At 42.5% G+C, this 15,419-nt stretch carries 13 protein-coding genes; 10 read left to right on the top strand and 3 right to left on the bottom strand.

The genetic code is table 11. From position 1 onward, the window contains the following. Positions 1 to 355 precede the first annotated feature (355 nt). Entirely contained in the window at positions 356 to 1,840 is a 1,485-nt protein-coding gene (locus tag J2W55_RS25610; RefSeq protein ID WP_310103407.1) for a lipase maturation factor family protein, read from the bottom strand. A 239-nt stretch (positions 1,841 to 2,079) separates the two neighbouring features. On the opposite strand from J2W55_RS25610, the gene J2W55_RS25605 reads away from it, so the two are divergent. Continuing rightward, entirely contained in the window at positions 2,080 to 3,150 is a 1,071-nt protein-coding gene (locus J2W55_RS25605) for a hypothetical protein (RefSeq protein WP_310103404.1), read from the top strand. A gap of 134 nt (positions 3,151 to 3,284) precedes the next feature. Next, positions 3,285 to 4,328: a DUF4097 family beta strand repeat-containing protein gene (locus J2W55_RS25600; RefSeq protein ID WP_310103401.1), complete on the top strand. Its 1,044-nt coding sequence runs from the start codon at positions 3,285 to 3,287 to the stop codon at positions 4,326 to 4,328. Positions 4,329 to 4,419: 91 nt separating this feature from the next. On the opposite strand, the gene abc-f is transcribed toward J2W55_RS25600, so the two are convergent. Further along, positions 4,420 to 6,009 carry a ribosomal protection-like ABC-F family protein gene (gene abc-f / locus J2W55_RS25595; protein ID WP_310103398.1) on the bottom strand — a complete coding sequence of 530 codons (1,590 nt, stop codon included), beginning with the start codon at positions 6,007 to 6,009 and terminating at the stop codon, positions 4,420 to 4,422. A gap of 302 nt (positions 6,010 to 6,311) precedes the next feature. Here abc-f and J2W55_RS25590 point away from each other — a divergent pair, with 302 nt between their 5' ends. The 8 genes from J2W55_RS25590 (at position 6,312) to J2W55_RS25555 (ending at position 14,356) form a co-directional block, all read left to right on the top strand. Next, positions 6,312 to 7,586, top strand: coding sequence for a CehA/McbA family metallohydrolase (locus J2W55_RS25590; protein WP_310103395.1), 1,275 nt, complete (start codon positions 6,312 to 6,314; stop codon positions 7,584 to 7,586). Between the two features lie 242 nt (positions 7,587 to 7,828). Next, positions 7,829 to 8,236: a hypothetical protein gene (locus tag J2W55_RS25585; RefSeq protein WP_310103392.1), complete on the top strand. Its 408-nt coding sequence runs from the start codon at positions 7,829 to 7,831 to the stop codon at positions 8,234 to 8,236. A 50-nt stretch (positions 8,237 to 8,286) separates the two neighbouring features. Beyond that, positions 8,287 to 8,880 (top strand): penicillin-binding protein activator LpoB, encoded by a 594-nt coding sequence (locus J2W55_RS25580; RefSeq protein WP_310103389.1) that lies wholly within the window; start codon positions 8,287 to 8,289, stop codon positions 8,878 to 8,880. Between the two features lie 62 nt (positions 8,881 to 8,942). Then, positions 8,943 to 10,370 (top strand): COG3014 family protein, encoded by a 1,428-nt coding sequence (locus tag J2W55_RS25575; protein WP_310103386.1) that lies wholly within the window; start codon positions 8,943 to 8,945, stop codon positions 10,368 to 10,370. Positions 10,371 to 10,463: 93 nt separating this feature from the next. Then, complete coding sequence (locus J2W55_RS25570; RefSeq protein WP_310103384.1) at positions 10,464 to 10,883, top strand: DUF1801 domain-containing protein; 420 nt, start codon at positions 10,464 to 10,466, stop codon at positions 10,881 to 10,883. Between the two features lie 105 nt (positions 10,884 to 10,988). Then, on the top strand, positions 10,989 to 11,396 hold the full coding sequence (locus tag J2W55_RS25565; protein ID WP_310103381.1) for an HYC_CC_PP family protein: 408 nt from the start codon (positions 10,989 to 10,991) through the stop codon (positions 11,394 to 11,396). 156 nt (positions 11,397 to 11,552) lie between these two features. Beyond that, entirely contained in the window at positions 11,553 to 12,068 is a 516-nt protein-coding gene (locus J2W55_RS25560) for a DUF3347 domain-containing protein (RefSeq protein ID WP_310103378.1), read from the top strand. A 17-nt stretch (positions 12,069 to 12,085) separates the two neighbouring features. Further along, positions 12,086 to 14,356, top strand: a complete 2,271-nt coding sequence (locus J2W55_RS25555) for a multicopper oxidase domain-containing protein (RefSeq protein ID WP_310103375.1) — start codon at positions 12,086 to 12,088, stop codon at positions 14,354 to 14,356. Between the two features lie 135 nt (positions 14,357 to 14,491). Here J2W55_RS25555 and J2W55_RS25550 read toward each other — a convergent pair whose 3' ends face one another. Next, positions 14,492 to 15,391: an NAD(P)/FAD-dependent oxidoreductase gene (locus J2W55_RS25550; protein ID WP_310103372.1), complete on the bottom strand. Its 900-nt coding sequence runs from the start codon at positions 15,389 to 15,391 to the stop codon at positions 14,492 to 14,494. Positions 15,392 to 15,419: the final 28 nt, after the last annotated feature.

Raw genomic sequence — 15,419 nt, 5'->3', positions numbered from 1 at the left:
ATTACTCGCGATCAGTGTATCCATAAATTCTTGTTTTTCAGTGGCATATTCTTAGTAAAAGGCCAAAATCGTATTTGAATATTAGTGATTTTTTTTACTGGATATATACGTGTTTAGTGATTAAAAGGTTTAACTCTGATTTCAAAAGGCTCGTCACTTCAATATACGATAAAACCATATACTGAGGTGACGAGCCGGAATTGTCTGCTTCTTATTTTTTTTAAATCGCCACATATCTTTTTATATATGATTAAGTATGCGGCTGGTAAGTTTATATAAACCGATTCTAAGGGATCCAGCCTGCGTTTTTCAGGAATTTGATCAATTGTGGGTCATTAACTGAAGTTGGCGGGAGTCAGTTGCCAATTTCCTCACGGGTCCACCATAGATGCCCGGGGGTGCCCGGCTTTGCAAACTTATAACGATATAATACGGCCCTGATATATCGCGGCGGCTTGTTTGGAAAAGGATTACCGGCAAACAAACTTAAAGCGCCCTGATCATTATGCAGGAGCTTCCAGATCAGATTCAGCGTCCAGGGATATTCATCAGGGGTAGACATTGCGGCGAACCACATCTGCCAGTCTAACCGTGGCTGATAGGGGGCTATCTGCGGCGAAGGTTTATTTAAGGACACCGGCAAACCTTTGTAGATATAGGGTTTCCAATGGGCCTTGCCATCAGGAACCGCATCTGTTGTTCCTTCAAATATCACATTATAGCGCTCCCTCCCCACAGATCCGAATGCTCCATAAGTATTTACAAGATCAAGCGGAACAAAAGAGGAATTCATGATTTGCCCCGGCGATAGTATATTAAGCGCCGGCTGGATGCTCAGGATTGCGACAAGCCCCGTTACCACCCACGCGGTAGTTAACATAGGACGAGATAATTCGGCCCGGGCAGCCGCCACCTCAGCCTTCCGGACAAGCGCCCGGGGAAGGACCCTGGACCAGAAGCCATCATCAAAACAGGCCAGTGCAGGGATAACAGTTAGCCAGTTTAAAAAAGAGAGGTTGCCGCTAAGCATAATGGTGATCTGGAATAAAATGATCACCGCCCCTGCGATATGACGTGCGATGCGCGGCCAGAATACAAACCACGGCGCTGCGAGTTCGGCCAGGAAATTGAACCAGACGCCAATTTTAAGGAATATACGCGGCAAAAAATGAAACCATCGGCTCAGCGGACCAGGAATTGGTTGCGTTTCGAAATGGTAATAAAGAGCCGTGCCGTTACGCCAAACCTGATCACCCCGAAACTTGATCAATCCGGAACCCAGCATGATACGGAAGATGAGCCACCGGAATAAAACGATAACAGGCATCGGCGGCGCGTATTTAGGGAACGGGCGCAGATCAAACAGCGGACAGAGAAAGATGGCCAGAAAGCCGGTTTCGGTAAGCTGGATCTCCCAGCCATAGCCATACCAATCTTGCCCCACGTGAACAAATGACATGTAAAGGAACCACAGAACAGCAAGCAGCGGCGCATTCGCGAAACCTGCTGCTACTATGCACGAGAGCACAAACCCTATCCAGGCGACAGTTAAAAGTGCCGTGTCAGAATGCCAGAACCAAAAGAGCGACGGTAACCGCATAAAACCTGCCCCGGCCGATCCCAGCGCCTGTGTTATATGCTTCAGATAAATATCTACCGGAAGTAGCCCATTGGCGCCTATGAGCGGAATGATCTGATTAATTGCCACAAGAAAGGATACAGCATAAGTAATTCCCAACAGGCGAAGAATGAGAAAACGGGTGAGCCAATAACTTGGCGGGGCACCAGGCTCATTAGCAACCCATTCGGGTTTAATCTCCATGTTGTTTTTCGCTTCCATCCGTAGTTAAACAAATTTAACTAAAACGACTAAATACCCGCCGGTGAATTTGAATCCCTGCAGGCAGTTGTTTAATTAAAAAGCAACCCTAAGTAGTCAGCACATCTGTATACTTTTAATTGATGTGCCATGTAACATATGGAACGGCCATATTACACAGATATACACAAAGAAGTATCATTTTCCCCAATGTTAAAAATTTGCCTTTTACTAACATTAACTTTAATAAAAACTATATTATGAAAAAACATAATTGCTTATTATTGTTGGCATTAAGTATTCTTTTTGCCTTTTCGGCCTGTAAAAAAAGCGATGATGATCTTAGGCTTCAGGCAAGCAATGCGAAATCAAATCTCGCGCTAAAAGCAGACAGCTCTCACCTTCCCTTTACTGTTGTAACAATTGCAGGCGATCCTATCCAAACCGGCTTTCAGGACGGTGCAGGTAACCAGGCAAGGTTCTATTATCCATTCGGAATTGATGTTACCGACGATGGTACTATTTATGTAGCCGATTTTGACAATCATAAACTTCGGAAGATAACGCCACCAAATATTGTTTCAACTATAAACATACCTCCAAGCAGCGACGGCCAAAGCTTTTTATTTCCCGAGTATGTCCGCAGGTCAAGTGATGGCACGCTCAATATTTTAACCCAAAGCGGCACGCGTCGTGTATGGATATTAAAACCCGATGGATCATTGGTCACCCCTTTGCCGCCAAGTCCGTACGGGAGCACCTGGGCATTTTATAGCGGGCTTCAAAAAGACCCATTCGGCGATTTTTTATGGTTTTCACAAATATATTATCGGGCAAGCAGTACAGTGACTGTTCCAACCTCCCTAAAAAAATTCTATATTGACGCAAATGGCCGTATAGGTACCAACGCTTTTTACCCGCCAAGAGATTCATTATCTCTGCCGGAAAGAACAGGCGATTATAGCATTACAAATTTTTATTGCAGCTACAATGGTGTAAAGTATATTGTAATAAACAATAATCATATATATAAATTAACACCAGCTGGTGTTTTTACCCAGATATACAGGGACCTTAAATTTACACACATATTTAGCCTTACCGGTTCAAAAGATAGCCGTGTATTATATGTTGCGGATAATGGAGCTATTAAAAGCATTGTAAATGGCAAGCTTCAGTTTCTTGTTGGCCCGCAAAAATATGATGTAACAGCGGTTGACGGTGTTGGTTCAAGTGCAAATGTTTATGCCCTTTATATGGTATTATCAAAAGACGAAGGCACCCTTTATTTTAGCGATCATTCAACTATCAGAAAATTATTATTGCGGTAAGGAGTATTATACAAAACTTAAATATGGAGCTTTAATAACTATAAGTTAGCAGCTATCAGCCAAATAAATATTGCTTCCTGTGCAACGGATAGCTCAAAACGGATGTCTTCTGTGTATAAACTTATATCAAACTCATGAAAACATACCTTTTACTATTTGTACTTGCTTGCAGAACGGTTGTAGCAACCGCACAGGACAGTGGAGACAAAACTCCATATTTAACCAAATCATTGGCAGGCAACGCTATCAACAGTGTTATTGTAAATACATCGGCTGGTGGCATTTTGGTTAGCGGACGGAGCGGAGAAGCATCAAGGGTTGAAGTTTACATCAAAGGCAACAATGGCCGGGAACTTTCAAAAGAAGAGATCAAAAAACGCCTGGACGAAGACTACGACCTCAGCGTTTCGGTTACCGGGCATGAAGTACGCGCCATTGCTAAAAACAAACATAATTTTTCAAATTGGAAAAAATCTATCAGTATATCATTCAAAATATATGTCCCGGCACAAACATCTACTGACCTGCAAACCAGTGGAGGCGGTATAGTCCTTGATAACTTAAAAGGGAATGAAACTTTTACAACCAGCGGCGGCGGATTAGTAATTGACCGGCTTAGCGGAATGATACATGGCGTAACATCAGGCGGTGGTATACAAGTTACAAACTCAGACAACAACATTGACCTGCAAACCAGCGGCGGCGGCATTATCGCAAAAAACTGCTCGGGCAAAATTAAGCTGGAAACCAGCGGCGGTGGGTTACAGTTGGAAAAACTGAAAGGGAATATAAACGCCAGTACCAGCGGCGGCGGCGTTCTGGGTAATAATATTACAGGAGAACTGATCACCAGCACCTCGGGTGGCGGTATCGACCTGAAACAAATGGATTGTAGTTTGAACGCGTCTACCAGTGCCGGCAGTCTGCGGGCGCAAATGAAACAGGTTGGTAAATATTTAAAGTTAGAGGCAAGTTCTGGAAATATCGATCTTGAATTACCACTAAAACAAGGGCTCGATCTTGATATCAGGGGCGATGCGATAAGCCAGCATCCGTCAAAAATAAGCGGGTTTAGCGGCGAATGGGAAAAAGATCATATAAAGGGACGTGTAAACGGTGGCGGTGTACCCGTAAGCGCGGATGCTTCCAGCGGAAATGTAAGTTTAAGATTTAACTAAACGAGCAAAAGCCTCAGATTCTTTCAATCTGAGGCTTTTGCTTTGTATTGCAGCACCATTGCTTGGTAACGATTTTAAAGTACTATGATCACTACCCTATCACAATTGAATGTTCCACGTTTATCTGCTTTAAAAAATATTCATCGTGAGAGACCACTAAAAGTGTTCCCTGGTATTCGTTGATGGCAGCTGTTAAAATTTCGATGTTCTGAATATCCAGATTATTTGTCGGTTCGTCCAATACAATCAGGTCCGGTGCTTGATTGCTGATGGTTAGGGAGCAAAGCATTAATCGCATTTTTTCGCCGCCGCTAAGGGCCCTACAAGGCTTGTCCCAGTATGGCTTGGTAAACAAAAACCGGTTTAAACGGATCTTTATCTCATGCTCCTGCAATTGGCCGGAGTTAAACTCCTGTGCCTGTTCATAAACATTGAGCTTATCGTTAATTAATGAATAGTCCTGATCAATGTAAATGGCTTTAACGCCTGCTCTGTTTATAGTGCCTGACTGAGGCTCAAGTTCACCCAAAATCATCTTGATCAGTGTTGTTTTACCTGAGCCGTTTAACCCTTTAATGGCTATACGTTCGCCACTCGTAATTTGAAAATTCAAGGCCGGTTTCCAAAGCTGCCGACCATCGTATCCAAAATTAATTTCGTTTGCAGCAATCAATACCTTCCCTTTATGAAGTACTGAATTATCAAAATCCATCTTTATTTTATCAATATCAGGCAATACTGACCGCAACTGGCTCAACTCTTGCGAAATAGCGCCTACTTTTTCGGCATGAACATCTTTTGTACGCGAGGTACTTTTCTCCGCATTGTTTTTAAACGTTTTCATTGAGATGGTCGGCAGCCCGGCCTTTTCCTGTTTTTTCTTTCCGCGGGCATCCAGTTTTTGTTGCCGCTCCAAAGATTCACGCTCAGTTTCCTTAGCCTTGCGAAGCGCTTTTTCCTTATTCTTCAGGTCCTGATTCAAGGCGTTACTCTGTAATGTTTTCTGTTCAGCATAAAAATCATAATTACCGCCATATACCGTTATACCGTGTTTACCAAGTTCATAAACAGTGTTAAGAAGGTTTAATAAAGTTCGGTCATGGCTTACTACCATTAAGGTATTTGAAGTGGATCTGATATAATTATAAAGGATCCCCCGGCTGAGTGTATCTAAATGATTGCTTGGCTCATCCAGCAAAACTATCCCGGGGCGATGAATATTTATTCCGGCAAGAAAAACTTTTGTTTTTTGGCCACCACTTAAAGTTCCCAATTTTTGAGTTAAATCCAACCCGTCGAGCTTCCAGTGCATGAAAGCTTCTTCGCAGCGTTCCTCAATAGCCCAGTCGTCATCAAGCAATGTCAGGTTTTCATCTGTCACGTTGCCATCAAGAATTTCTTTTAAAGCTTTTAACTTATCTTCTATCTGCAGCGCGCTGGCAACACTGTGATCATTAAACTGGCCGAAAAGCTGCGGTACATAATAAGGCCTCGATCCGGTTTTTACAACGCCATTTGAGGGATGCAGGTTTCCGGCTAAGATCTTTAAAAGGGTGGATTTTCCAGCACCATTATTGCCTATTAAGGCTATTTTATCCTGGTTATTAACAACGAGATTCAGTTCATCAAATAACAAATCTCGGTTTGGATGTATATAAGTAATATCTTGAAGAATAAGCATAATTTCTTTCTTTAAAGAGTGAATATTGCAGGTTCCGCCGGTGGCGTTCCCGTTTATTTTCCTGAAAGAAATTATGGTATTACATAGAGACTATATTTTTGATGATACGCGCAAAAGTAAGAAAAAAAAATTATTGACAATAAATGGAACGGGGTGATCGGTTTTTACCGAATAAACTGCCGATCATTCCCTGGCACTAACAACTGTCACATTTCTATATCATTTACCTGCTTTAACAATTTGCTAATATCAAAGGCGTAGGTTGCCTGCAAAAACGTATTACTTATTACAAATCAAAACAAATGATTGCACACAAAACCCTTAAGCCCAATAATAATTATGATATAGTGTTTAACAATAACAGAAAAACGCCCATGCTCGTGAGCATAATTCGTATCGGATTATTGATGATGACGACTTATTGTTTCAGCGGTACCGCGCGGGGCCAGTCAAACCATAGCAACCCCTGGGCTGTTACCGATGTTGGAGTACTGCCGCCCATTGCCAGTATTACCGGCGGTGTATGGTTAAAGGGTGAACTTCACGTACACTCACGGCATAGCAAAGAATCATCAAACAACCCTATCTCAAAGATCCTCGCCTTTTCAAAGGCTGTTGGTATGGATTACATCTGCATTACTGACCATGACAACCATGTAAACGGCGATGTTGCCAATAATACCTGGGCCGATCCGGAGTTTAAATCAGACTCGATCCTGCTGCTTTATGGCGCAGAATGGACAACAACACGGGGGCACGGCAATGTGTTCTCGGCCCGCCCTTATGATCATCAGCGGCTATATGATGTTCGTGATCAGCGCGACGTAGTGATTGGCGCCGTGAAGAAGCAACTTGGGGTTCACCTGTCTGCCAACCACCCGAGCGGAAAGGATCATTTTGGATATTCGTATGATATGGTTAACTCAATTGAAGTATGGAACTCAGCGGTATGGTCCAAAAATGCCAATGCGATCATGATCTGGGACGATATGCTGTCTTCGGGCCGTAAACTGACCGGCAGGGGCGGAAGCGATGCGCATCATGGCGTTCCTGATAAGCCTGAGCAGGCAACAACAAATAGCTACCAGGCAAAGGCCAACTATGTGGGCACGCCAACAACCTGGGTATTTGCGACGGCACGTACTTCACAGGCAGTTGTAGATGCCCTGACAAACGGCCGGGTTTCCGTTAGCGCGAATCCATATGCGCCGCGCGTAGAATTTTATGCCGACCTGGACCAGGATGGTAAAATGGACATGATGATGGGCGATAACGCCAGGCCTACGGGCAAACCGGTTAAATTCCGTGTTCAACTAACAGGGCAAACGGTTTCGGGAGCTACCTATACGGTTAATGTGGTAAAAAACGGCGACAAATTTGGCACGTTCCAGGCAACTGGCAAGCTACCCACTGTAGAATTCACCGATACGCCGGCAACATCCGGGCGAACCTATTACCGCGTTGTGGTGGAAGGGCCGCCAACAGCATATCCGCAGGTTCCGCAATCAATGGCGCTAAGCGGGAACATGGTCGGGCTATCAAACCCTATCTGCTTCAATTTTGATCCAAACTTTTAGTGACATTTACCGTCGTTGTTTTTCATTTATTAATTATAATTTTTGATTAATCCATTGATCACATTTTATATCAAAACCTCATGCTTCCCGTCAGCATAAAGTAAGCTTTTAATCAAATTTTTCAATTTGTTTAAATATGATCGCTATAGTTAAAAAACGTTAAATAAATGACCGTAGGCTAACTTAATGTGGGCATGTAAGATTATATTTTGCTTATTTTTACTAATTATAATTTGAAAGTGATGCAAAGGAAATTAATTGTTATTGCCGGCTTGCTGTTTGGCAGCTTATACAGTGGCATTGTAAAGGCCCAGCAAACTAATTTAGCACCTGATCAAAATCCAAGATACCTGGAAAGCCAGTACAAATATGCACGCAGTGCCGATTCTCTTAACAGCCTGCATGGTACTACTATTCAAAATACATATAAAGCTTATGACTGGTATGAAGCCAGGCTTGAGCGTCGCCGCCAAAACCGCGAATGGAGGCATCAGGAACGCATGAATGGCAGTTACTATGACTATACACCATGGTGGGGGCTTTATGGGGGCTATTCTTATTATCCTTATAGCAATTTTGGCTACAGTTTTGGAAACCACTATGGCAGGCGCGGTGGCCGTACAAGCTTTGGCATTGGGCTTGGCTGGTAACATAATATACATAACACAATCTAACTATCATAAAATCCCGATCAACACAAATGAAATTCAACAAATTTTTAACAATTGCTGCAATAGCAGTTTCAGGAATACTTGTAGCCTCATGCTCCAGGCAGGTAACACGCGTAAGCACTGACGAAACCATAGACATCAGCGGTAACTGGAACAACAGCGACTCAAGAATGGTAGCAGCAGACCTTACAGATAAAATATTAAATGCCAACTGGATAAATACTCACTTGCAGGAACATCAGGGTAAAAGGCCCGTTGTTATAGTTGGCTTTGTTCAAAACAAAAGTCACGAACATATTGACGCCGAAACATTTATAAAAGATGTGGAAAGCGCGTTTATCCAAACTCAAAAAGTACGTTTGGTACAAGGCGGCAAAAAACGCGACGAGTTGCGGGCCGAAAAAGAAGACCAGCAAACCAATGCTACTGTTTCAAGCATGAAAAAATTTGGGCTTGAAAATGGTGCCGATTACATATTGCAGGGCTCAATAAATTCAATCGTTGATTCGCACAAGCGCCAAAAAGTGGTTTATTACCAGGTAAACCTCGAACTTACCAACATCCAAACCAATGAAGTGGTATGGATAGGAGAAAAGAAAATAGCCAAATACGTAAAAAACTGATCCGGTAATTTCCTTTGCCCTGAACGTGACCTTTTCATGTTCAGGGCAGTTTATTTTTTATAATGATAAAAATTCGTACGCACATTCTCCGAGCATCATCTGTTATAGGATTGATGCTTTTTTTGTTAGGATGTGCATCCTATAACGACCGTATTCTTCCGTATTATAAAAATGTTTCGGCAGGAAATTATAAGGAAGCAGAAACTCAGCTCGACAAAAACAGCCTGATTCAAAAGCCGCGCAATAAACTGCTGTACCTGATGGAAAAAGGGAGAGTATGCCATTTGAATGCAGAATATGAAAACAGCAACAAATATTTTAATGAGGCAGATTCATTGCTGGAACAAGGCTTAACAAGTACTGCCGACGAGGCTGTTGGGGTATTGTTAAACCCGATGGAACAGCGATATAAAGGTGAGGATTTTGAGAAATTCATGATCCACTATTATAAAGCGCTCAATTACTTGTATTTGCACAACACGGAAGATGCTATTGTGGAAGCGAGGCGCATTACCCTGCAGGCACAGGAACAGGGCGATAAATTTAATAACAAAGATAAACGTTACTCAAATGATGCCTTTTCTCTGATGTTGCAAGGCATGCTTTATGAAAGCAATAACGATGTTAACAATGCTTTTATATCTTACCGCAACGCGGCTGAGATTTACTTAAAAAATCCTGATAAAACCTATTATGGCACCAGGATACCACTTGGCCTTCAGGAAGATGTGATACGTACAGCATCGTTAAATGGGTTTACAAGTGAAGCCGATCAGTTTGAAAATACGTTTGGTATTAAATATGAACCAAAAAAACCTGCGGAGGGCGGCGAACTTATATTTTTTTGGGAAAATGGCCTTGCACCTGTTAAAACCCAGGTCGACTTATTTTTTAGCCTGATCAGGAATAGTGATGGTGATCTTTTCTTTACTGATGCGGCAGGCGGGCTATTGATACCTTTCAATTATAACGGCGACAGGAACAGAGTGAACACCAAGTCGGTTGAAAGTATGCGGGTAGCGTTTCCAAAATATACAGCGCAAACGCCTTATTATTCCGGCGCGGTAATTACCAATAACCAGCAACAAATACCGCTTGAAAAAGCTGAAGACATCAATGAACTTGCTTTTAAAACTTTGCAGCAACGCACATTAAATGAAATGAGCAAAATACTCTCCAGGCTGGCTGTAAAAAAAATAGCAGAATACGCCGTACGCTCAGCTGCTAAGGATAACAACGGCAAAACCAACTCATTGATAGAAGGCCTGGGTTATGGATTACAGCTTTACAGCTTACTGTCTGAAAAAGCGGATACACGCAACTGGCAAACCTTGCCGTCCTATATTTCTTACGCGCGTATACCCTTGCAAAAAGGCGAAAACCAGATTACTATTACTCTGAAAAATGCCCGTGGAACTGATGAAACCAAAACCATTAAAATAAATGGCAATGGCAGGTTACAGTTTTATAATTACTCAACCTTACGATAATTCAGGAGGTTTTTTTCTTAGTTATTAACCTTATCTTTAAATATTGTCGCGACTGAGATTCGCACGGTTCAGGATAATATAACTTAACATACAATGGCTAAGAACAAAACAACTGAAACCACCGGCAGTGTAGCTGATTTTATAAATTCGGTTACCGACAATATCAAGCGGGATGACAGCTTTCGCCTGGCACAAATCATGGAAGAGCAAACCGGTTACAAAGCTAAAATGTGGGGACCGGCAATTATTGGCTTCGGCAGTTATCATTACAAATATGAAAGCGGCCGTGAGGGCGATGCGCCGCTGGCTGGCTTTTCGCCCCGCAAAAATGAAATTTCCCTATACCTCTACCTGGAGTCTGCAGAAAAGGAAAAATTGCTCGCAAACTTAGGCAAACACAAAACCGGGAAGGGTTGCACTTACATCAAAAGGCTACAGGATATTGATGAAGATATACTTAGAAAAATGATCAATGAGTCTGTTAAATACTTACAGAAAAAATATCCAGCCTAAGCGGTACCTAAATGATAATACTCCCGTGTTACCGAAAAATTTTATAAATAGCATTCAAAATTTTATAAAACTGAATAGCTTAGAATAATTTATCTTTGTAATTAAATGAAAAAAGCGGCCATTTTAAGCATAGCAGCATTTTACCTTTTACTTACAACAGGGATGTTTGTATGTATAGTACATTGTGCGGGCGAGCGATTTTTTAAACCGCAAATGGCTATGCAAATGATGGGGCATCACTCATCAGGCAACAAACACCATAAACATAATACCGAAACTAACGATTGCGATTGCTGTAATAAACATGGCAATTTTGTGATCAAGGAAAATATAAAACCGGCAACTGTAAGTATTCAGTCGCCAATGCCGGCTTTTATTGTCCAGCCATTTAATTATATACCTGTAACACCCCAATACGCCACCTTAAATATATTTAAGTCGCTATGCGGCAAGGCCCCTCCCAATTTATCAGGCAAGGCCATTTCTATTCAATTACACTCCCTCCAGATCTGATAACACGCGAACTGCAAGTTGTGCAGGTGGGCTTTTATTGCTCCATTTTCCCCAATCCCAACCCAATTCAAGAATAATAGATTTAGGATAAGCACGGTTATTGTGGCTTTCCTTACTATATCATAATAAATTTTAAAACTCTTTAACAATAAAACCATGAAAACGCTTAAAACATTTATCATACTATTAACCATTGTTGCTTCCTACTCAACCGTTAATGCACAGGATAAAGCTGCCGCAACCGCGGTAAACAATGTATTAACTACTTATCTGGATGTTAAAAACGCCTTAACTGCTGATAATAAGACTGAAGCAAAAAGCAAGGCTGCCGATTTGTTAACCGCGATCAATAACGTTCCAATGAATAAGTTAACGCCGGAGCAGCACAAACTATGGATGACTTACAGTGAAAAACTGCAGTTTGACAGTCGCCACATCAGTCAAAGTGATGCCATTGACCACCAGCGCGAGCATTTTGCCAGCCTTTCAAAAAACCTTTATGAAGTGGTAAAAGGCTTAAAATTAAACACAACCACTGTGTATGCACAATACTGCCCTATGAAAAAGGCTGCCTGGTTAAGCGAAACCAATGCTGTCAAAAATCCTTACTATGGCAAGCAAATGCTTACCTGCGGTAAAACAACGGAGATATTGGCCCCAGCTACAAAATAAATTAACAGGTTTTATTTATGAAGAGTTTCCTTTTAATATGGGTAAACCTGTTGCTTTCTTTTTTTGCTTTTGGGCAGCATCACATGTCTGGGAGTAAGGATACTGCCCAAAAAAGATTGCCCTTTTATACCAAAATTGGCAACAGGGAGATTTACCATTTATATATTGGTGATACCACCGTGAACTATACCGGTAAATCAAGACCGGCTATGGCTATTAATGGCTCAATCCCGGCGCCTACCCTTACATTTACAGAGGGCGATACCGCCGAAATATACGTGCATAATGATATGATGATGGAAACATCCATCCACTGGCATGGATTGATACTGCCCAACCGGTATGATGGGGTTTCGTATCTGACAACCTCACCCGTGAAAGCTGGTGAAACCCATTTGTATAAGTTCCCCCTGGTTCAAAATGGTACATACTGGTATCATTCACACACCATGACCCAGCAGCAAAGCGGCATGTACGGGGCTTTTATCATCCATAAAAAACAGCCATCGGCGGTAAAGGATTATACCCTGTTGCTTAGCGATTGGACCGACGAAAATCCAGAACAGGTGCAACGTTCTTTGCATAATGCTACCGACTGGTACGCCATACGCAAGGGCAGTACACAAAACTACCTGGAAGCTATAAAAGAAGGCCATTTTAAAACCAAAGTGGCCAATGAGTGGAAAAGAATGCTGGCCATGGATGTAAGCGATGTATTTTACGACCGCTTTTTTAGCAATGGCAAGCCTGAAAATACCGCGCCGCAATTTAAAGCCGGCGACCAGGTGAGGCTACATGTGGTTAACGGCAGTTCATCCACCTATTTCTGGCTCAATTATGCCGGCGGTAAGATCACCGTGGTTGCCAACGATGGCGAGGATGTTGAGCCGGTTAAAGTTGACAGACTGATCATTGCTGTTGCCGAAACTTATGATGTGCTGGTTACTATGCCCCATGATGGTAGCTACGAATTTTTGGCTACGCCGGAAGATCGCACTAAATACACTTCGTTATGGCTTGGCACCGGAACACAGCATAAGGCCAAACATTTACCCAGGCTTAAATATTTTGAGGGCATGAAAATGATGAATGGTATGATGAGTATGAACGGCGACATGAAAGAAATGGACGGCATGGTAATGACTAACCAGGTAATGGATATGAACACCGTAATGTATCCCGAAATTACCGGAGATGCTGATACCACCGCACATCACAAAGACTCAACCGCTAAAATGGCTGATATGCCAGGCATGGATATGGGCGGAAGTAAGTCGGCCGACCTGGTGACGCTTAACTATAACATGTTAAAATCCGTCAAAGCCACCACCCTGCCAAAGGGGCCAACCAAACTGTTAAGGTTTAATTTAACCGGTAACATGAACCGTTACGTATGGACCATTAATAATAAAACAGTATCTGAATCAGATAAAATACTGATCAGGGGTGGTGAAAATGTAAGAATTATTCTGTACAACAATACAATGATGCGTCACCCTATGCACCTGCACGGTCATTATTTCAGGGTATTGAACGGGCAGGGAGAATATGCCCCTTTAAAGAACACGCTGGATATTATGCCGATGGAAAGAGATACCATTGAATTCAGAGCGACGGAAAGCGGCGACTGGTTTTTCCATTGCCATATACTTTATCACATGATGAGTGGCATGGGGCGTATTTTCAGTTATGAAAATTCGCCTCCCAACCCCGAGATCCCTGATCCTGCTTCAGCTATCAAAAAGATCTATGCTGATGATCAGCATTTTTATGCAGCCGCAAAGGTGGGGTTGGAAAGTAACGGAAGTGACGGAAATGCCGCGATTGCCAATACCCGTTGGAAACTCTCAACCCTATGGCACCTGGGCATAAACAGCCGCGATGGTTATGAAAGCGAAACCATGATCGGTCGGTATTTTGGACGAATGCAGTGGCTATATGCTTATGGCGGTTTTGATTATCACTATAAAAAAGATAGCGAACAGGAAAAAAATCTTTTCGGCCAGATCAGCAATAAGAACAATCGTAAAACAGTGGTAGCCGGTTTGGCTTACACCTTACCCATGCTGCTGGTTGCCGATGCACGTATTGACGGGAATGGCAAGCTCAGATTTCAACTAAGCCGGGACGATATACCGCTTACCAGCAGGCTGCGTTTTACTTTGATGGGTAATACCGATAAAGAATACGCCGCAGGTTTCAGGTATATTTTTACTAAGTACTTCTCCTTGTCAACCCATTATGATAGTGATATGGGTTTAGGCGGCGGGTTAACGCTTACTTATTAACAACGGTCGCCATATGCCAGGTTTCCGCTTAGAAAAGAAAAGCACCATATTCTTTCAATAAACCATTGATTGAACCAGGATATGACTGCATTACCGGATAAGGTAAAATTTACCTTATCCGGTAATTAATATTTTTTAAAACCGTTCGCCTATTACCGCCTTGTTTATAGCTACCGCGGCTACCATGCCTGCCGCTACAACAACAGATACTGACCGCACCATCGTTATATTATCACCCGCGGCATAAATACCTGGTATGCTGGTTTGATGAAAACCGTCTACCGCTATATACCCGTCGTTTGTAAAGTCACATCCTAATTGTTGCGGCAAGTCGCTATGCTGGGTAAACGGCAGCCGGGCGTATAAGGCATTTAATCGGACGTCATCATTATTTTTAAGTTTTATACTTTTTATCTGGCCGCTTTCATGAACAAAATGCTGTATTTCAGCTTCTACAATTTTAATGTGGTGCGATGTTAACTGTTGCTGCTGTTCAGCTGACAACGTCGATTTCCCGTTTGTAAACAGCGTAAGATCATCTGTCCAGTTGCTGATAAGCTTTGCGAGCTCAAAGCCACCCTCCCCATTACCCAAAATGCCCGTAGGTTGATGGCGTACTTCATATCCGTGGCAATATGGGCAGTGTAATACCGAAATACCCCAGCATTCCGCAAAGCCGGTTATAGAAGGCATTATATCAGTTATGCCTGTAGCAAACAATACTTTTTCTGCGGTATAGGTTTTCCCTGAAAGCGTATTTATTTGAAAACCATTGCTCAGTTTTAATGCACCTGCAGCGAAATCGGTAACCAATTCAACAGTTTTATATTTCTCGAGCTGCTCCCTGGCAATATTGGTTATTCCGGCAGGCGTTTCGCCATCGCGGGTTAAAAAATTATGTGAATGAGGCGTTTGGCGGTTACAGGGTTTACCCCCATCAATCACTAAAACCTTGCGAAGCGCCCTTCCCAATGTCATAGCAGCAGACAGACCTGCATAACTGCCTCCTACAATAATTACTTCAAAATTACTCATCACTTTATTTTATTGATAAGGAAGCAAA

Source organism: Mucilaginibacter pocheonensis, assembly GCF_031456535.1.
Classification (GTDB): domain Bacteria; phylum Bacteroidota; class Bacteroidia; order Sphingobacteriales; family Sphingobacteriaceae; genus Mucilaginibacter; species Mucilaginibacter pocheonensis.
Note: the sequence above shows the minus strand (reverse complement) of the source record. Positions and strands in the feature narration are given on the sequence as shown.